Annotated in this window: 19 protein-coding genes; 14 read left to right on the forward strand and 5 right to left on the reverse strand. The window is 73.1% G+C overall.

All coding sequences use genetic code 11. The features are described from left to right. Positions 1-65 precede the first annotated feature (65 nt). From OG710_RS07725 to fabF, 4 genes are all read left to right on the forward strand, one after another. Positions 66-983 carry an ACP S-malonyltransferase gene (locus tag OG710_RS07725; RefSeq protein WP_330242188.1) on the forward strand — a complete coding sequence of 306 codons (918 nt, stop codon included), beginning with the start codon at positions 66-68 and terminating at the stop codon, positions 981-983. Between the two features lie 13 nt (positions 984-996). Beyond that, positions 997-2028, forward strand: coding sequence for a ketoacyl-ACP synthase III (locus OG710_RS07730; RefSeq protein WP_330238656.1), 1032 nt, complete (start codon positions 997-999; stop codon positions 2026-2028). A 62-nt stretch (positions 2029-2090) separates the two neighbouring features. Then, the gene (locus OG710_RS07735; RefSeq protein WP_239223579.1) at positions 2091-2339 is read left to right on the forward strand and encodes an acyl carrier protein; all 249 of its coding nucleotides are present in this window, start codon (positions 2091-2093) and stop codon (positions 2337-2339) included. Between the two features lie 76 nt (positions 2340-2415). Next, positions 2416-3678: a beta-ketoacyl-ACP synthase II gene (fabF, locus tag OG710_RS07740; protein ID WP_330238657.1), complete on the forward strand. Its 1263-nt coding sequence runs from the start codon at positions 2416-2418 to the stop codon at positions 3676-3678. A 79-nt stretch (positions 3679-3757) separates the two neighbouring features. Here fabF and OG710_RS07745 read toward each other — a convergent pair whose 3' ends face one another. Further along, the gene (locus OG710_RS07745) at positions 3758-4252 is read right to left on the reverse strand and encodes a DUF3145 domain-containing protein (protein WP_330238658.1); all 495 of its coding nucleotides are present in this window, start codon (positions 4250-4252) and stop codon (positions 3758-3760) included. Positions 4253-4529: 277 nt separating this feature from the next. Between OG710_RS07745 and OG710_RS07750 the strand changes: the two genes are divergently transcribed. After that, positions 4530-5447 (forward strand): SGNH/GDSL hydrolase family protein, encoded by a 918-nt coding sequence (locus tag OG710_RS07750; RefSeq protein WP_330238659.1) that lies wholly within the window; start codon positions 4530-4532, stop codon positions 5445-5447. A gap of 11 nt (positions 5448-5458) precedes the next feature. Continuing rightward, positions 5459-6457, forward strand: a complete 999-nt coding sequence (locus OG710_RS07755) for an aldose epimerase family protein (RefSeq protein WP_330238660.1) — start codon at positions 5459-5461, stop codon at positions 6455-6457. A gap of 12 nt (positions 6458-6469) precedes the next feature. Here the strand turns inward: OG710_RS07755 and OG710_RS07760 are convergent, their stop codons facing one another. From OG710_RS07760 to OG710_RS07770, 3 genes are all read right to left on the reverse strand, one after another. Then, on the reverse strand, positions 6470-7282 hold the full coding sequence (locus tag OG710_RS07760) for an EI24 domain-containing protein (protein WP_330238661.1): 813 nt from the start codon (positions 7280-7282) through the stop codon (positions 6470-6472). Positions 7283-7338: 56 nt separating this feature from the next. Further along, a complete protein-coding gene (locus tag OG710_RS07765; protein WP_330238662.1) occupies positions 7339-7767 on the reverse strand; it encodes an organic hydroperoxide resistance protein in 429 nt (142 codons plus the stop codon). An 88-nt stretch (positions 7768-7855) separates the two neighbouring features. After that, on the reverse strand, positions 7856-8872 hold the full coding sequence (locus OG710_RS07770) for an NADP-dependent oxidoreductase (protein WP_330238663.1): 1017 nt from the start codon (positions 8870-8872) through the stop codon (positions 7856-7858). Positions 8873-8980: 108 nt separating this feature from the next. On the opposite strand from OG710_RS07770, the gene OG710_RS07775 reads away from it, so the two are divergent. The 4 genes from OG710_RS07775 to OG710_RS07790 all read left to right on the forward strand — a co-directional run bounded on the left by OG710_RS07775 (position 8981) and on the right by OG710_RS07790 (position 12892). Next, positions 8981-9418 (forward strand): MarR family winged helix-turn-helix transcriptional regulator, encoded by a 438-nt coding sequence (locus tag OG710_RS07775; protein WP_330238664.1) that lies wholly within the window; start codon positions 8981-8983, stop codon positions 9416-9418. A gap of 28 nt (positions 9419-9446) precedes the next feature. Next, complete coding sequence (locus tag OG710_RS07780; RefSeq protein WP_330238665.1) at positions 9447-10022, forward strand: hypothetical protein; 576 nt, start codon at positions 9447-9449, stop codon at positions 10020-10022. 227 nt (positions 10023-10249) lie between these two features. Continuing rightward, positions 10250-11287, forward strand: a complete 1038-nt coding sequence (locus OG710_RS07785) for a rod shape-determining protein (protein WP_111331925.1) — start codon at positions 10250-10252, stop codon at positions 11285-11287. A 21-nt stretch (positions 11288-11308) separates the two neighbouring features. Then, positions 11309-12892, forward strand: a complete 1584-nt coding sequence (locus tag OG710_RS07790; RefSeq protein ID WP_330238666.1) for a sensor histidine kinase — start codon at positions 11309-11311, stop codon at positions 12890-12892. A gap of 9 nt (positions 12893-12901) precedes the next feature. Here OG710_RS07790 and OG710_RS07795 read toward each other — a convergent pair whose 3' ends face one another. Then, entirely contained in the window at positions 12902-13333 is a 432-nt protein-coding gene (locus tag OG710_RS07795; RefSeq protein ID WP_111331921.1) for an Lrp/AsnC family transcriptional regulator, read from the reverse strand. Between the two features lie 151 nt (positions 13334-13484). Here OG710_RS07795 and OG710_RS07800 point away from each other — a divergent pair, with 151 nt between their 5' ends. The 4 genes from OG710_RS07800 (at position 13485) to OG710_RS07815 (ending at position 18448) form a co-directional block, all read left to right on the forward strand. Further along, positions 13485-14690, forward strand: coding sequence for an MFS transporter (locus OG710_RS07800; RefSeq protein ID WP_241989803.1), 1206 nt, complete (start codon positions 13485-13487; stop codon positions 14688-14690). Positions 14691-14783: 93 nt separating this feature from the next. Continuing rightward, a complete protein-coding gene (locus OG710_RS07805; RefSeq protein ID WP_330238667.1) occupies positions 14784-16247 on the forward strand; it encodes an acyl-CoA synthetase in 1464 nt (487 codons plus the stop codon). Next, positions 16240-17595, forward strand: a complete 1356-nt coding sequence (locus OG710_RS07810; protein ID WP_330238668.1) for a carboxyl transferase domain-containing protein — start codon at positions 16240-16242, stop codon at positions 17593-17595. Before OG710_RS07805 ends, OG710_RS07810 begins: the two co-directional genes overlap by 8 nt. Positions 17596-17650: 55 nt before the next feature. Then, on the forward strand, positions 17651-18448 hold the full coding sequence (locus OG710_RS07815) for a VOC family protein (protein ID WP_330238669.1): 798 nt from the start codon (positions 17651-17653) through the stop codon (positions 18446-18448). The last annotated feature ends 9 nt before the right edge of the window (positions 18449-18457 follow it).

Raw genomic sequence — 18457 nt, forward strand, 5'->3', positions numbered from 1 at the left:
CCCCTACGGTTCTTCGTCCCTGTCCCCACGGGTGTTCCGGACCGTTCACAAGAGAGAGTGTGAGGGTGCTCGTACTCGTCGCTCCCGGCCAAGGCGCTCAGACGCCCGGCTTCCTGACTCCCTGGCTCGACCTCCCCGGCGCCACCGACCGCGTCGCGGCCTGGTCCGAGGCCATCGGGCTCGACCTCGCCCACTACGGCACCAAGGCCGAAGCGGAGGAGATCCGCGACACCGCGGTGGCCCAGCCGCTGCTGGTCGCCGCCGGTCTGCTGTCGGCCGCCGCGCTCCGCGCCTCGCCGGGTGTCGTCGCCGGCCACAGTGTCGGTGAGATCACCGCCGCCGCCCTCGCCGGAGTCATCGGCGACGAGGCCGCGCTCCGCTTCGTCCGCACCCGCGGCCTCGCCATGGCGGAGGCCGCGGCGGTCACCGAGACCGGGATGGCCGCGCTGCTCGGCGGCGACCCCGAGGTCACCGTGGCGCATCTGGAGAAGCTCGGGCTGACCCCGGCGAACGTCAACGGGGGCGGCCAGATCGTCGCCGCCGGTACCGCCGAGCAGCTCGCCGCACTCAACGAGGACAAGCCGGAGGGGGTGCGCCGCGTGGTGGCCCTCAAGGTGGCCGGCGCGTTCCACACCCACCACATGGCGCCCGCGGTCGAGCGGCTGCGCGCGGCGGCCGGTGACCTCGACGTCTCCGACCCGTCCGTGACGTACGTCTCGAACGCCGACGGCAAGACCGTGGCCACCGGCCACGAGGTCATCACCCGGCTCGTCGGCCAGGTCGCCAACCCGGTCCGCTGGGACCTGTGCATGGAGACGTTCAAGGCGCTCGGCGTCACCGCGCTCATCGAGGCCTGCCCCGGCGGCACGCTCACCGGTCTGGCCAAGCGGGCGCTGCCCGGCGTCCAGACCCTCGCGCTCAAGACACCCGACGACCTCGACGCGGCCCGCACGCTCATCGCTGAGCACGCGGGTGCCCGGTAAGGAGCCCGAGAGCATGTCGAAGATCAAGCCCAGCAAGGGCGCTCCGTACGCGCGGATCATGGGCGTCGGCGGCTACCGCCCGACCCGGGTGGTGCCCAACGAGGTCATCCTGGAGACGATCGACTCGTCCGACGAGTGGATTCGCTCCCGGTCCGGCATCGCGACCCGGCACTGGGCCTCCGAGGAGGAGACCGTGTCGGCGATGTCCGTCGAGGCGGCCGGCAAGGCCGTCGCGGACGCCGGGATCACCCCGGAGCAGATCGGCGCGGTGATCGTCTCCACCGTCTCGCACTTCAAGCAGACCCCGGCCATCGCGACCGAGATCGCCCACAAGGTCGGCGCCGGCAAGCCCGCCGCCTTCGACATCTCGGCCGGCTGCGCGGGCTTCGGCTACGGGCTGACCCTGGCCAAGGGCATGATCGTCGAGGGCTCGGCGGAGTACGTCCTCGTCATCGGCGTGGAGCGGCTGAGCGACCTCACCGACCTCACCGACCGGGCGACGGCGTTCCTGTTCGGCGACGGCGCGGGCGCGGTCATCGTCGGCCCGTCCCAGGTGCCCGCCATAGGCCCGACCGTCTGGGGTTCCGAGGGCGACAAGTCCGAGACGATCAAGCAGACCGTGGCGTGGAACGACTTCCAGGTCGGCGACGTCACGAAGCTGCCCCTCAACGACCGCGGCGAGATCAAGTTCCCGGCCATCACGCAGGAGGGCCAGGCGGTGTTCCGCTGGGCCGTCTTCGAGATGGCGAAGGTCGCCCAGCAGGCGCTGGACGCGGCCGGGATCGCTCCCGAGGACCTGGACGTCTTCATCCCGCACCAGGCCAACATGCGGATCATCGACTCGATGGTGAAGACGCTCAAGCTGCCGGAGAGCGTCACGGTCGCCCGCGACGTGGAGACCACCGGCAACACCTCCGCCGCTTCGATTCCGCTCGCGATGGAGCGGCTCCTGGCGACCGGCCAGGCCAAGAGCGGCGACACCGCGCTCGTCATCGGCTTCGGGGCGGGTCTCGTCTACGCCGCGACGGTCGTTACTCTCCCCTAGGCACACCGGGCCATTCGCCCGGACGCCCGAACCCAGCAGAAACACATCGAAGGAGCGCCGCCATGGCCGCCACGCAGGAAGAGATCGTCAAGGGTCTCGCCGACATCGTCAACGAGATCGCCGGTATCCCGGCCGAGGACGTCAAGCTGGAGAAGTCCTTCACGGACGACCTCGACGTCGACTCGCTGTCCATGGTCGAGGTCGTCGTCGCCGCCGAGGAGCGCTTCGACGTGAAGATTCCCGACGAGGACGTCAAGAACCTCAAGACCGTCGGCGACGCCGCGGACTACATCCTCAAGCACCAGGACTGATCAGCCGGTTCGTGTCTCGCCACCCGGCGGTGACGCCGCTGATTCACGACCCCCTACACGTGGAGAAGATTTTCCAGTGAACTCGACCAATCGCACCGTGGTCGTCACCGGTATCGGCGCAACCACTCCGCTGGGTGGCGATTCCGCATCGACCTGGGAGGGCCTGATGGCGGGCCGTTCCGGCGTCAAGCCCCTCGAGGGCGAACGTTTCGCCGAACTGCCCGTCCGGATCGCGGCCCTGGCGGCCGTCGATCCCGCCGACGTCCTGCCCCGCCCGCTCGCCCGCCGGCTGGACCGCTCGGCGCAGTTCGCGCTGATCGCGGCCCGCGAGGCGTGGGCGGACGCGGGTTTCACCGGCAAGGCCGGTGAGGACGAAACGATCCAGCCCGAGCGGCTGGGTTCGGTCATCGCCTCCGGCATCGGCGGTGTGATCACCCTGCTCGACCAGTACGACGTGCTGAAGGAGAAGGGCGTACGCCGCGTCTCCCCGCACACCGTGCCCATGCTCATGCCCAACGGCCCGGCCGCGAATGTGGGTATCGAGGTGAACGCCCAGGCGGGCGTGCACACCCCGGTCTCCGCCTGCGCGTCGGGTGCCGAGGCGATCGGGTACGCCGTCGAGATGATCCGCACCGGCCGTGCCGATGTGGTCCTCGCCGGTGGCACCGAGGCGGCGATCCACCCGCTGCCGATCGCCGCCTTCGCCAACATGATGGCGATGTCCAAGAACAACGACGAGCCGGAGAAGGCCTCGCGCCCGTACGACGTGGGCCGTGACGGCTTCGTCCTCGGCGAGGGTGCCGGTGTCGTCGTGCTGGAGTCCGCGGAGCACGCGGCGAAGCGCGGTGCGCGGGTCTACTGCGAGGTGCTGGGGCAGGGGCTGTCCGCCGACGCCCACCACATCGCGCAGCCGGAGCCGACGGGGCGCGGGATCGCCGCGGCCATGCAGAACCTGCTGGACCAGACGGACCTCAAGCCGTCGGAGATCGCCCACCTCAACGCCCACGCGACGTCCACCCCGCAGGGTGACATCGCGGAGGTCAAGGCGCTGCGTGCGGTGCTGGGCGAGGACCTGGACCATGTCGCGATCTCCGCGACGAAGTCGATGACGGGTCATCTGCTCGGCGGCGCCGGCGGTATCGAGACCGTGGCGACGGTGCTGGCGCTGCACCACCGGATGGCGCCGCCCACGATCAACGTGGAGGACCTCGACGAGTCGGTCGACGCGGACATCGTCCGGGACGCGCCCCGCGCGCTCCCGGAGGGCCCGATCGCGGCGATCAACAACTCGTTCGGCTTCGGCGGCCACAACGTGGTCCTGGCGTTCCGCAGCGTCTGACGCGTACGTGTGAAGCCCGCGTCCCCCGAGTGGGGGCGCGGGCTTCGTCGTGTGCGGTGGCGACGCGGGGAGGGGTGGGCTACACGACCTGGTGGAGCCAGCGGACCGGCGCGCCCTCGCCCGCGTGGCGGAAGGGCTCCAGCTCGTCGTCCCAGGGCTTGCCGAGGAGCCCCGCGATCTCCGCCGCCAGATCCGTATCCCCGCCCGCCGAGCGGGCCAGCGCCGCGCGCAGCCGGTCCTCCGGGACGAGGATGTCGCCGTGCATGCCGGTGACGGCGTGGAAGATGCCCAGCGTGGGCGTCGAGCTGTAGCGCTCGCCCTCCGCCGAGGGGGAGGGCTCCGCCGTCACCTCGAAACGGAGCAGGTCCCAGCCGCGCAGCGCCGACGCCAGCTCGGAGGCCGTGCCGGCGCGTGCCTTCCAGGAGAACTCGGAGCGCCAGGTGCCCGGCGCGGCCGGCTGTCTGATCCAGTCGAGTTGCACCCGCCCACCGAGGACACCCGCCACCGCCCACTCGACGTGGGGGCAGAGCGCGCGCGGTGCGGAGTGAACGTACAGGACTCCACGTGTCGTCACCGGGACCTCCAGTGTGGGACGAGGTTCGCCTTTCCCAGCGGCCTGTCATCAGTAAACAGCATCGGGAGTTATTCTCCGGAAAAGCGACAGTATGTGACGCGGTGTGATGTTCGGATGCCACCCGAGTGGAGCCGGGCGCCGCGGGGACCGCGGGTGCGCCGGGGAAAAGCTACCGCGCCCGCGGGGCGCGGGGGTGACGTACGGTCGGTCACGGGGCCCTTCTTCGCTCAGTCTTCACCGGGCGGAGCGTCGGGCACGAACAGGAGGAGACCAGGCCATGCCCGACCAGTCCGTACGGCACCGCTCGCGCACCGCACTGGCCGGGCTGGCGGCGCTGGCCTGCGTCGGTACGGCGGCGCTGGCCGGCTGCGACTCGGGGTCCGGCGGGACGACGAAGGGGGCGGCGTCGGCGGAGCGCAGGCCCACCCCGGCGGCGGGCCCGGTCTGGGACCCGAGCCCGGCGTCGATCGCGGCCGTCGGGGACTCCATCACCCGCGGTTTCGACGCGTGCTCGGTGCTGGCCGACTGTCCGGAGGTCTCCTGGTCGACCGGTACGGACGCCTCGGTACGGAGTCTGGCGGTGCGGCTGCTCGGCGCGTCCGGCGCGGCCGACCGCAGCTGGAACCACGCGGTGACGGGCGCCCGGATGGCGCAGCTGCCGGAGCAGATGGCGCTGGCGGCGGCCGAGGACCCGGATCTGGTGACGGTGATGATCGGGGCCAACGACGCCTGCCGCGACTCGGTGCGGGCGATGACCCCGGTGGCGGACTTCCGCAGGTCGTTCGAGGTGTCGATGCGCAAGCTGCGCGACGGGGCGCCGAAGGCGCAGGTGTACGTGTCGAGCGTGCCGGACCTGAAGCGGCTGTGGTCGCAGGGCCGGGCCAATCCGCTGGGCAAGCAGATCTGGAAGCTGGGCATCTGCAAGTCGATGCTGAGCGACGCGGACGACATGAGCGCGGCGGCGGTGGCCCGGCGCACGGCGGTGCGCGAGCGCGTGGTGGCGTACAACGAGGTGCTGCGCGAGGTGTGCGCGAAGGACAGCCGCTGCCGGTACGACGGCGGGGCGGTGTTCGACTACCGGTTCACCGGCAAGCAGCTCAGCCAGTGGGACTGGTTCCATCCGGGCCGCAACGGGCAGGCGCGACTCGCCGAGATCGCCTACGCAAACGTCACGGCGGACCGTCCGCCCGCGTAGAGTCGTTGATCATGCAGACGGGTGCGCACACGGCGATCGGTAAGGAACACTTCGGCACACTCGCGGACGGCACCGCCGTGCACCGCTGGACGCTGGAGCGCGACGGCACACGGGTGCGCTTCCTGACGTACGGCGGCATCGTGCAGTCGGTCGAGGTGCCGGACCGGGACGGGGCGCGGGCCGGAATCGCGCTCGGGCTGCCGGATCTGGCGTCCTATCAGGAGTACGCGAGCCCCTACTTCGGGGCGCTCGTCGGCCGGTACGCGAACCGGATCGGCGGGGCGGCCTTCGAGCTGGACGGCCGCACGTACCACCTCTCGCGCAACGAGGGCCGCAACCAGCTGCACGGCGGGGTGTGCGGCTTCGACAAGCGGGTGTGGGACGCGCGGGAGATCACGGACGGGGTGGAGCTGTCGCGGGTCTCGGCGGACGGCGAGGAGGGCTTTCCGGGCCGTCTGGAGGTGACGGCGGCGTACACCCTGGACGAGGGCGGCGCGCTGCGCATCGCGTACCGGGCGGTGACGGACGCGCCGACCGTGGTGAATCTGACGAACCACAGCTACTGGAACCTCGCGGGCGCGGACAGCGGCAGTGCGCTGGGCCAGCGGCTGCGGATCGCGGCCGGGGCGGTCCTGCCGGTGGACGCGGAATCGCTGCCGACCGGTGAGGTGCTGGCGGTGGCGGGCACCCGGTTCGACTTCCGGGAGCCCCGGCCGGTGACCGCGGGGTACGACAACAACTACGTGCTCGACGCGGACGGAACGGGGCCTGCGGCCGAGCTGTACGACGAGGCGTCGGGGCGCGTGCTGACGGTGACGACGACGGAGCCCGGTCTCCAGCTGTACACGGCGGACCACCTCGACGGCCGGCCGTTCGGTCCGGGCGCCGGGATCGCCCTGGAGACCCAGCACTATCCGGACTCGCCGAACCGTCCGGAGTTCCCGAGCACGGTGCTGCGGCCGGGCGAGGAGTACAGGTCGACGACGGTGTACGGGTTCTCGGTGCGCTGAGCGGGCGGGCGCTCAGCCCTCGGCGGCCGTCTCGCCCTTGCCGGCGCCGGCCGCCGCGTCCGCCCCGTCCCGGTCCTCGTCCGCCGTGTCCTCGCCGACCAGGCCGCGCGCCAGCAGGGTGGCCCCGGCGACGGCTCCCGGCATGAGGAACACGGCGACGAACGGCAGCATGAAGGCCAGCCCCAGCGGTACGCCGAAGCCGAGGGTGCGCATGCGGTGGCCGCGGAGCAGGGCCAGGCGCTCCTTGAGCACCATGCCCCGGCGCTGGAGGGCGACGGCGGTCAGCTCCTCGGCGAGGAAGTACCCGGTGACGCAGAAGCCGATGACGGGGACGACGGTCTGCCCGGCGACGGGCACGAAGCCGAGGGCGAAGAGCAGCACCGCGTACAGCCCGACCCGCAGCAGGATGCGCACGCTGTCGCGCGCGGAGATCCACAGCTCCCGCCAGAGCGGCAGCCCGGATTCGGGGACCGTGCCGCCCTCGGTGCGTTCGACCTCCTCGGACAGCGACTCGTAGAAGGGCTGGCCGACCAGCAGGGTCACGGCGGTGAAGGTGATGACGGCCAGGAAGAGGCCGAGGACGAAGACGAGCACGGTCAGCGCGGTGCGCAGCAGTCCGGACCAGGGCGAGGACCAGTCGTCGGCGAAGGGGGTCGCCCAGGCCACCAGGTCGTCGGCGCCGTAGCCGAGTCCGACGAGGGCACCGGCGTACAGCACGAGGGTGATCAGTCCGGGCAGCAGCCCTATGCCGAACCACTTGCCGTGGCCGAACACCCAGCGCTGGCCCTTGATCAGAAAGCCGAGCCCCGCCCCGAGATCACGCATGGCGTCAGCCTAACGGGATCGGGGCGGGGCGTGCGGCGGCGGCGGTGCGGGGGCGGTCAGGCGACCGCGAGCTCCACCTTGATGTTGCCGCGGGTGGCGTTGGAGTACGGGCAGACCTGGTGGGCCTTCTCCACGAGCGCCCGCGCGGTCGCCTCGTCGACGTTCGGGATGGTCGCGGTGATGGCGACCTCCAGGCCGAAGCCGCCGGCCGCGGTCTTGCCGATGGAGACCGCCGCGGTGACCGTGGAGCCGGAGATGTCGGCCTTCTCCTGCCGGGCGACGACGCCGAGCGCGCCCTGGAAGCAGGCGCTGTACCCGGCGGCGAAGAGCTGTTCCGGGTTGGTGCCCGCGCCGCTGCCGCCCATCTCCTTCGGCGGGTTGACGACGACGTCGAGCTTGCCGTCGTCCGAGGCGACGCGGCCGTCCCGGCCGTTCTCGGCGGTGGCGACGGCGGTGTACGCGACGGATATGTCCTGAAGGGTCATGCTGAGGATTCCTCCTGCTGTGCGCCGCGACTCGCGCCCACGATCGCGACGGCCTGGATGGAGACTACCGGGTGCCGGGCGGGGCGGTTCAGCCGAGGGAGACGATCATCTTTCCGGTGTTCTCGCCGCGCAGCAGTCCGAGGAAGGCGTCGACGCCGTTCTCGATGCCCTCGACGACCGTCTCGCGGTACTTCAGTTCGCCGGAGGCCAGCCAGCCGGCCACCTCGTGCACGAACTGGTCCTGGAGGTCGGCGTGGTCGGCGACGAGCATGCCCGTCAGGCGCAGCCGCTTGCCGATGACGAGCGCCAGGTTGCGCGGGGCGGGGGTGGGCTCGGTGGCGTTGTACTGGGCGATCATGCCGCAGATGGTGGCGCGGCCGTGCACGTTGAACGAGGAGATCGCGGCTTCCAGGTGCTCGCCGCCGACGTTGTCGAAGTAGACGTCGATGCCGTCCGGGGCTGCCTCGCGCAGCTGCTGGGCGACCGGCCCGTTCTTGTAGTTGAACGCGGCGTCGAAGCCGTACTCCTCGGTGAGGAGCTTGACCTTCTCGTCGGAGCCGGCGGAGCCGATGACGCGGGAGGCGCCCTTGATCTTCGCCATCTGGCCGACCTGGCTGCCGACCGCCCCGGCGGCGCCGGAGACGAACACGGCGTCGCCCTCCTTGAAGGAGGCCACGTCGAACAGTCCGGCGTAGGCGGTGAGCCCGGTCATGCCGAGCACGCCGAGGTAGGCGGAGAGCGGGGCGAGCGAGGCGTCGACCTTGACGGCGTGCTGGGCGGGGACGCTCGCGTACTCGCGCCAGCCGAGGCCGTGCAGGACGTGGTCGCCGACCTCGAAGCCCTCGGCCGCGGAGGCGACGACCTCGCCGACGGCGCCGCCGTCCATGGGGTGGTCCAGCTTGAAGGGCGGGGTGTAGGACTTCACGTCGTTCATCCGGCCGCGCATGTACGGGTCGACGGAGAAGTGCAGGTTGCGCACGAGGACCCGGCCCTCGGCGGGGGCGGTGACCGGCGCCTCACGCAGCGCGAAGTCCTCGGCCTTCGGCCAGCCGTGGGGGCGGGCTACCAGGTGCCATTCACGGCCGGACGCGGGAAGAGCGGACATGGGCTCGGGTCTCCTCGGTGTGGGGGCACGGCGAAAAAGCTTCACCACGTGAAACAACCATGCTCATGGATATTTCATGTTGTCAAGCAACTGGGTATCCTGTGTGTCATGGCCTCCTCGCGCACTGATCCCCTGACACTCGAAGTCATCGAGCTCATCGGCACCGTCGTGGCGCGCTACTACGAGGAGTACGAGCAGGCCGCCGCCGCGCACAGCCTCACCGGCGCCCAGGCACGTGTCCTGGGGCTGCTGTCCGTCGAGCCGCTGCCCATGCGCCGGATCGCCCAGAAGCTGAAGTGCGAGCCGTCCAACGTGACCGGGATCGTCGACCGGCTGGAGGCGCGCGGCCTGGTGGAGCGGCGCCCGGACCCGGCCGACCGCCGGGTCAAGCTGGCCGCGCCCACCGCACGGGGCACCGCGACGGCCGCGCGGCTGCGTGACGCCCTGGACTTCGCGCGGGAGCCGCTGGCCGGTCTGTCGGACACGGACCGCACGGTGCTGCGGGATCTGCTGCGGCGGATGCTGGGCGTCGAACCGGACGCCTGACCGGCGGGCCCCCGGGCACGATGGGGCCATGAGCCCTTCTTCCGCCGCCGCCCCCTTCGGCCCCCGTGAGTTCCAGCTCGTCCTGCTGCGCCGGATGGCCGACCATCAGCCCGGCCTCGTGGAGGACGCCCGGCACGAGCTGAGCGCCACGCTCGCCGAGATGCGCGAGGCGAACCGGCGCTGGCAGGCCATGGTCCGGGCGCCGGGCGGCCGGGGCTCGCTGCGCCGCTACCGCTCCGTGCTCGGTGAACCGGAGCAGACCGGCCGCCGGGCCATCGGCGACCTGGAGTGCGACGTGCTGCGGTGGCCGGTGCCGCTCTGGCCGGAGCTGCGGTTCGAGGTGATGGTGGCGCCGGGCGGGGCGGTGTGGAACGAGTGGCTGGTCCGGGCACCGGGCGCGGCGGCACCGGCCCTGCGGACGGTCGAGGACCTGGTGCCCTGGTCGTGCACGGTGGACGAGGTGGCCCGCGCCTTCGCCCCGGCCCGCCCGATGGAGGGCAGCGCGCCGACCCGCTGGGCGCTGGCGATCGGCTCGGGCGCGGACAGCCATGTCGCGGAGTTCACCTGGGGATTGCTCCAGCGGGTGCTGCCGGGCGGCCGCTGACGGCACGGGGGCGCGGGGCGGAGGGTGCTGCGGGGCGCCCGCTGACGGCCGGGACGCGGGGCGCGAGCACGTCCGCGGGCGCTCCCCTCCGGCGGCGCGCCCGACACGCCGTCAGGTGGTCCCTCCTACGGCTCAGCCCAGCGGGCGGCGCCTCCCCGAACGGCGCAGGCTTTCAGGAGAGCCGGCTGCCCGTCGGTCCCCCTCAACGCTTCCGGGAGGAACCCGCCGTGACCGTCAGCCTGGAGCAGTTGCGCCGTTGCCACATCGCCGTGGACCTCGGAGCCTCCCGCACCCGTGTGTACGTGAAGGGGCCCGGCCTCGTCGTGGACGAGCCGAGCGTCGCCGCCGTCAACACCCGTACCGGCTCCCTGCTCGCCGTGGGCGCGCTGGCCGAACAGATGACGGGCCGCACCCCCGACTACATCCGGGTGGCGCGTCCGGTCTCCGGCGGGACGGTGGTGGACATCGAGATGGCCCAGCGGATGCTCCGTCATCTGCTCGGCGAGAAGCTGCGCCGCCAGTTGCGCCGCAAGCCCTGGCTGCGCGCCGCCGCCTGCACCCCGCACGACAGCGACCCGCTGGCCCGGCGGGCGTCGGTGGAGACCCTGGTCGGTCTCGGGGCCCGCCGGGTGGAGCTGGTGGACACGCTGATCGCGGCGGCGGTCGGCAGCGGGCTGCCGGTCGAGCAGCCGACCGCGACCATGATCATGGTGTGCGGGGCGGCGACGACCCAGATCGCGGTGCTCTCGCTGGGCTCGATCGTGACGGCGGTACGGCTGCCGATCGGCGGCGACGCGATCGACCACGCGGTCATCCAGCATCTGCGCCAGTACCACGAGCTGATGCTGCCGAGCCAGTCCGTGCGCCCCCTCCAACTCGCCCTCAGCGACAACGGGCTGACCACGCAGGGCCCCTCGGTCACCGAGATCCACGGCCGGGACGTGGCCACCGGGCTCGCCCGGACCGTCCAGGTGGACACCGCCGCGATCCGCCAGGCGATCCACCGCCCGCTCACCGCGGTCCTGGACGGCGTCGGCAAGGTGCTGCGCAACTGCCCGCCCGACCTGGTCGCCGACCTCGCGGACTGCGGGATCATGATGGTCGGCGGCAGCGCCCTGCTGCCCGGCCTCGACCAGATGCTCCGCGAGGCGACCGGGGTGCCGGTGCACATCGCGGAACAGCCCGACACCTGCTCCATCCTGGGCCTGGGCGCGATGCTGGACGGCGAGATCAGCCCCATGGTCCTCGACCCGCTGGCGAGCTGACCCGGACGGCGGGAGCGGACGGTGACGGACCGGCCGCCCGGGGTGCCGCAGGAGCCCGGCCTGCCCCGCTCGCCGCTGCTCCCCCGGCTCCTGGAGGCGGTGCTGAGCGTCGGCTCGGACCTCGAACTGCGGGCCACGCTCCAGCAGATCATCGACACCGCGACCGCCCTGACCGAGGCCCGCTACGGGGCGCTGGGCGTCCTCGACCCCGGCCGGGGCACGATCCGCGAGCTGTACGTCTGCGGGATGAGCGAGGAGGAGCAGGCGGCCGTCGGCGACTTCCCGGACGGGCACACCGGACTGCTCGGCGCGCTCACGGACGCCGCGGAGCCGCTGCGCTCCGACGACCTGACCGCCGATCCGCGCTCCACCGGCATGCCGGCCGGCCATCCGCCGATGCGCTCGTTCCTCGGCGCCCCGATCCGCGTCCACCACGAGGTGTTCGGCAACATCTATCTGGCCGAGAAGGACACCGGGCACTTCACGGAGACCGACGCCGGACTGCTGAAGGTCCTGGCCGCGCAGGCCGGCATCGCCATCGGCAACGCCCGCCTCTACGAGAACGCCCGCCGGCGGGAGCGCTGGATCGAGGGCGCGGCGGCCGTCACCAACACCCTGCTCACCGGGGAGAACCTGTCCGACGCGCTGACCGCGGTCGCCGAGCGGGCCCGCATCCTCAGCGACGCCTCGGCCGGGGTGATCCTGCAGCCCACCGAGGACGGCGGGATGGAGATCGTCGTCGCCGCCACCCGGGAGGACCCGGCCGGCCTGGTGGGCACGGCGATCGCGCCGGGCTCGCCCGTCCTGGAACAGCTGCTGGGCGGCGAGGCCGTCTTCATCGAGGACTCGGCGACCGATCCCCGGATGACCACACCGGTGCGGTCGCGGTTCGGCCCGAGCATGATGCTGCCGCTGCAGAGCGGGGGCCGGCTCATCGGCACGCTCGCGCTGCCCCGGCGGCACGGCGCCCGCCCGTACAGCGACATGGAGCGGCTGCTGGCCGCGCAGTTCGCCTCGCAGGCGGCGCTGGCCCTGGTGCTCGCCGACTCGCAGCAGGACCGGGAGCGGCTGGCGGTGTACGAGGACCGCGACCGGATCGCGCGGGACCTGCACGACCTGGTCGTCCAGCGGCTGTTCGCCACCGAGATGATGCTGGAGTCCACGCGCCGCAGGGCCGGGGCCGGGGAGACGGCCGAACTGCTCGGCCGGGCCGTCGACGAGCTGGACTCGACGATCCAGGAGGTACGGACGGCCATCTTCGCGCTCCAGCAGCCGCCCGCCGACGCCCCCGCCACCTTCCGGGGCCAGGTGCTGCGGGAGACCGGGGGCGCGGCGGCGCTGCTCGGCTTCCGGCCGTCGGTGCGGTTCGCGGGGGCGGTGGACGCGCTGGTACCGGAGCCGGTCGGCAAGCGGCTGCTCGCGGCGCTGCGGGGCGCGCTCGCGGCGGCGCACCGGCGGGCCGGGGTCTCGGCGATCGAGGTGACGGTGGACGCGACGGCGACGCTGCCGGACGGGCGGGGCGCGGTCCGGCTCACGGTCGCGGACGACGGGCGGGAGCCGGACGGGTCGCGGGCGCCCGCGGTGGTCTGGGAGGCGCCGCTGTGAGCGGCGCGGTCACTGCCCGGGGGCGGCCCGGAGCGCCACGCGGGTGTTCGAGTGGGCGACGCCCGCCTCGCGCTTGAGGCGGCGCAGGAGGGTGTCGAGCGCCGCGGTGTCGGCCGCGGTGGCGCGTACCAGGTAGTCGTGTCCGCCGGTCACGTGCACCACTTCGGTGATGCCGGGCAGGGCCAGCACCGCCCGTTCGAAGGTCTCGTTGGTGGTGTCGATGCGCAGGGTGACGTCGATGAAGACGACGAGCCCGGTGCGGGTGTCGGCGGCCGGGTCGATGATCACGGTGAAGCCGCGGATCACGCCGTCCTTGCGCAGCCGTCTGACCCGGTCGGCCGCCGCGTTGGCGCTGAGCCCGACCCGTACGCCCAGGTCGCGGTACGAGATCCGGGCATCCTCCTGGAGGACGCCGAGGATTTCCCTGTCCAGACGATCCATGGACCAATTGTCGCAGCTTCGGCGCGTATGCGGGGATCGGGTCGGCGTGTATGCGGGGATCGGGTCGGCGCGTATGCGGGGACCGGGGAGGCGTCCCCCGTACGGCTCAGGCCGACGCGCTCACCGCCGGTGTCCCGCCTTGACTGGCTGTGTGGACACAGCCGTGAAGCAGTCACCCCCGCGTGCGGGCTCTTCCGCCGCCTATCGCAACCTGATCATGGCCACCGTCGGATTCACGCTCACGTTCTGGGCCTGGAACCTGATCGCGCCCATGTCGGGGGAGTACAAGGACCGGCTCGATCTGGATTCCTTCCAGCAGTCCCTGCTGGTCGCCGTGCCCGTGCTGGTCGGCTCGCTGGGCCGCATCCCGGTGGGCGCGCTGACCGACAGGTACGGGGCGCGGCTGATGTTCCCGCTCACCTCGGCGCTGACGATCCTGCCGGTGCTGCTGCTGATCCCGGCGAAGAACTCGTACGGTGCGATGCTCGCCGTGGGCTTTCTGCTGGGTATCGGCGGTACGACGTTCGCGATCGGCATCCCGCTGGTCAACTCGTGGTTCCCGCCCGCCAAGCGCGGCCTCGCGCTCGGTGTCTTCGGCATGGGCATGGGCGGCGTCGCGCTGTCGGGCTATTTCACCCCGCGCATCGCGAAGCACGGCGACAACCTGCCGTTCCTCGTGGTCGCCGGGGCCCTGGTGGTGTACGCGGCGCTCTCGGCGGTGCTCATCAACGACCACCCGGACCGGCAGGTGCCCACCGACTCGCTGGGGCACCGGCTGGGGTCGGCGGGCCGGCTGCGGGTGACCTGGGAGCTGTCGGCGCTGTACGCGATCGGCTTCGGCGGGATCGTCGCGTTCGGGGTGTACCTGCCGACGTACCTGAAGACGTGGTACGAGCTGACGCCGACCGACGCCGGTACCAAGGCGGCCGGGTTCGCCCTGGTGACGGTCGTCTTCCGGCCGTTCGGCGGCTGGCTGTCCGACCGGCTGCACCCGGCGGTCGTGACCTCGGTGGCGCTCGGGGTGGCCGCCCTGATGGCCATCGTCCAGGCGTTCGACCCGAGGCTGGACCCGACGGGCACGGTGGCGCTGCTGGTGATGGCGGCGGGCCTGGGCATGGCGAGCGGCAGCGTCTTCGCCCTGGTCTCGCAGGTCACCCCGCAGGCGAAGGTGGGCAGTGTGACCGGGATCGTCGGCGCGATGGGCGGTCTGGGCGGGTTCGTGCCACCGCTGGTGATGGGCGCGATCTACAGCGCGAAGGACTCGTACTCGATCGGCTTCATGCTGCTGTCCGACCTGGCGCTTGCGGGCTGTGTGTACGCCTTCGGCCGCATGCGCACGGTACGGCGGGACGGATGACGGGGCGAGGTGTGCGCGGGGGTGAGGCGTGGGCCTCATTCGAGGCGCTTTCGAGGGCCGGGGGCATCCGATCGCTCTAGGGTGCGCAGGGTGATGCCACTTCTGCCCGCACTCCAGGACGCGACCGCTCCGGCGGCCGCCCGCGAAGCCGTCCGGTTCGACGACGTCAGCCTCACCTACTCCGCCCTCGCCGAAGTCACGGCCGGTCTCGCGGCCCGGCTGGCCGGCGCGGTCCGGGTGGCCGTCTGGGCCACACCGACCGCCCACACCGTCGTCGCGGTGGTGGCCGCCCTCCGGGCCGGGGTCCCGGCCGTCCCGCTGAACCCGAGGACGGGCGGGCGCGAGCTGGCACACATCGTCACGGACAGCGCCCCCACCCTGGTCCTGGCCGCCCCCTGCGACGAGCTGCCGCCCGCGCTCGCCGGCCTGGAACGCCTGGACGTCCCCACCGCCCCGCAGGGCGGCCCCGCCCCGGCCGCGCTCCCCGAGCCGGATCCGGAGTCCGCCGCCCTCGTCGTCTACACCTCGGGCACGACCGGCCCGCCGAAGGGCGCCGTGCTGCCCCGCCGGGCGCTCGCCGCCTCGCTGGACGCGCTGGAGGACGCCTGGGAGTGGACCGCCGACGACGTCCTCGTCCAGGCGCTGCCGCTGTTCCACGTGCACGGGCTGATCCTGGGCGTGCTGGGCCCCCTGCGCCGGGGCGGCTCGGTGCGCCACCTGGGCCGGTTCTCGCCCGAGGGCGTCGCCCGTGAGCTGGCCTCGGGCGGCACGATGCTGTTCGGCGTACCGACCATGTACCACCGGCTCGCGGAGGCGCTGGCCGGTCCGCGGGAGTCCGCCGCCGGTCTGGCGAAGGCGCTCGCGGGCGCCCGGCTGCTCGTCTCCGGTTCGGCCGCCCTGCCCGTCCACGACCACGAGCGCATCGCCGCGGCGACCGGCCGCCGGGTCATCGAGCGGTACGGCATGACGGAGACCCTGATGAACACGGGCATGCGGGCCGACGGGGCGCCGCGTCCCGGCACGGTCGGCCCGCCGCTGCGCGGGGTGGAGCTGCGCCTGGTGGAGGAGGACGGCGGCCCGCTCGCCGACCCGGACGCCATCGGCGAGATCCAGGTGCGCGGCCCGAACCTGTTCACCGGCTATCTGAACCGGCCCGACGCGACGGCCGCCGCGCTCACCGCCGACGGCTGGTTCCGCACCGGCGACATGGCGGTGCTCGACCCGGACGGCTATGTGCGCATCGTCGGCCGCAAGGCCACGGACCTGATCAAGAGCGGCGGCTTCAAGATCGGCGCCGGCGAGATCGAGAACGCGCTGCTCGACCACCCCGGTGTGCGCGAGGCGGCGGTCACCGGGGAACCCGACCCGGATCTCGGCGAGCGCATCACGGCCTGGGTGGTCCCGGCCGACCCCGCCGCCCCGCCCTCCGCCGACGAGCTGGCGGACCATGTCGCGGCCCAGCTGGCCCCGCACAAGCGCCCGCGCACCGTTCGCTACCTGGACGCGCTCCCCCGCAACGACCTGGGGAAGATCATGAAGCGGGCCCTCCATGGCTGAGCGGCTGACGGCACGCGAGGCGATCGCCGCGCTCACCGCCGACTTCACCGAGCTGCCCGCCCCGGCCGGCGACACCACCGGCGACGGCCCGCTCGACTGGACCGGCTACGCGGAGTCCAGGGCGCGCGCCACCGCCCGTACCGGCGAGCGGGAGTCCGTCGTGCACGGCACCGCCGAGGTCGGCGGGCACCCCTGCGTCCTGCTCTCCTTCGAGTTCGGCTTCCTGGGCGGCTCGCTGGGGCAGCGCACCGGGGACCAGCTGGTGGTGGCGTACGAGGAGGCCCTGGCCCGGCGGCTGCCGCTCGTCTCGCTCATCGCCACCGGCGGCAGCCGGATGCAGGAGGGCATGATCGCGCTGACCCAGCTCCAGCGGGTGGCCAGCGCCTCTGCCCGGCTGCGGGCGGCGGGCCCGGCGCAGCTCGCCGTCCTGCGGGACCCGACGACCGGGGGCGGCTGGGCCACGCTGGGCGCGGGCGCGGACGTGATCCTGGCGCTGCCCGGCGCGCAGATCGGGTTCGCCGGTTCGCGGGTGCGTCCGGCCGACGCCGACCCCGCCGCGTACGAGGCGGCCGGGCAGCTCGCGGCCGGTTCGGTGGACGCGGTCGTGCCGGCCGGGGAGCTGCCGGACACGGTCGGGCGCTGGCTCGGCCTGCTCGGCCACCACGCAACGCCGCTCCCGGCGGCCCCGTTTCCGGCGGCGCTCGGGGCGACCGACCTGCCCCGGACCGGCTGGGAGGCGGTGGAGCGGGCCAGGTCGGCGGAGCGGCCGCGCGCCGGCGCCTATCTGGACGCCTACTTCGAGGCGCGGCTGCCGCTGAGCGGCGACCGCTGCGGCGGCACCGACGCGGGGCTGCTGTGCGGGTTCGGGCTGCGCGCGGGGAGCCCGGTGGCGTACGTGGCGCAGTGCGGCACCGCGACCCGGCCGGCCGGTTACCGCACGGCGGCCCGGGTGATCCGGCTCGCCGACCGGCTGGGCGTCCCGGTGCTCACGCTGGTGGACACGCCGGGCGCGGCCAACGACGCGGAGGCGGAGCGCTCGGGTGCGGGCGCGGCCATCGCGGACGCCTTCGCGGCGATCGCGGCGGCACGGGTGCCGGTGACGACGCTGGTGATCGGCGAGGGCGGCTCTGGCGGTGCGCTGGCGCTGGCCGCGCCGGACAACACCCATGTCACCCCGGACGGCTACTTCTCCGTCATCGCGCCGGAGCTGGCCGCCGCGATCCTCAAGCGCTCCCCGGACGAGGTGCGGGCCACGGCCGGCCAGCTCCGGCTGCGTCCGCAGGATCTGGTGGAGCTGGGCACGGCCCGCTCGGTGGCCGGCCCGGCCGCCGACGGGCAGCGGGCGTGAAGGGTGGCTAGCGTGAGGGAGGGGGCAGCCCGCTCACGCGAGGAGATGACCGACGATGCCCGCAGAAGCGACCAAGGGCACACCGTGCTGGGCCGACGCGACGTTCCCCGACCTGGAGGGCGCGAAACGCTTCTACGGTGAGCTGCTGGGCTGGACGTTCGGCGAGACGCAGGCCGAGTACGGCAACTACACCCAGGCGTATCTGGGCGGCAAGGCGGTCGCCGCGCTGATCCCGCCGGGCCCCGGCGGGATGCCACCCGGCTGGTGCCTGTACCTGGCCTCGCCGGACGCGGCGGCCACCGCGTCGGAGATCCGCGAGCACGGTGGCACGGTGCTGGTGGAGCCCATGCGGGTCGGCGAGTTCGGCACGATGGTGCTGGCCCGCGATCCGGGCGGGGTGACCTTCGGCGTCTGGCAGCCCGGCACCCACAAGGGCTTCGAGGCGCGGACCGTGCCCGGCTCCTACAACTGGGCCGAGATCTTCACCCGCGAGCCGGCGAAGGCGGACGCCTTCTTCCCCGCGGTCTTCGGCTACGGCGTGAAGCGCATGGCGGACGACGCGGTCGACTTCACGCTCTACGACCTGGGCGCCGACCCGGTGCTGGGCCGGATGAGCATGACGGACGACTTCCCGCCGGACATGCCCTCGTACGTGAACGTGTACTTCTCGGTGGCCGACTGCGACGCGGCGGTGGAGAAGGCGAAGTCGCTGGGCGCGACACTGCGGTTCGGGCCGATGACGATCCCGTTCGGCAGGTTCGCCGCGCTCACGGACCCGCAGGGCGCGCCGTTCTCCCTGTTCGACAACGGCACGACGGCCGGCGAACCGCCCCGGCTGGAGGACGTGTCGTAGCGGCTGCCG

The organism is Streptomyces sp. NBC_00525, assembly GCF_036346595.1.
Lineage (GTDB): Bacteria > Actinomycetota > Actinomycetes > Streptomycetales > Streptomycetaceae > Streptomyces.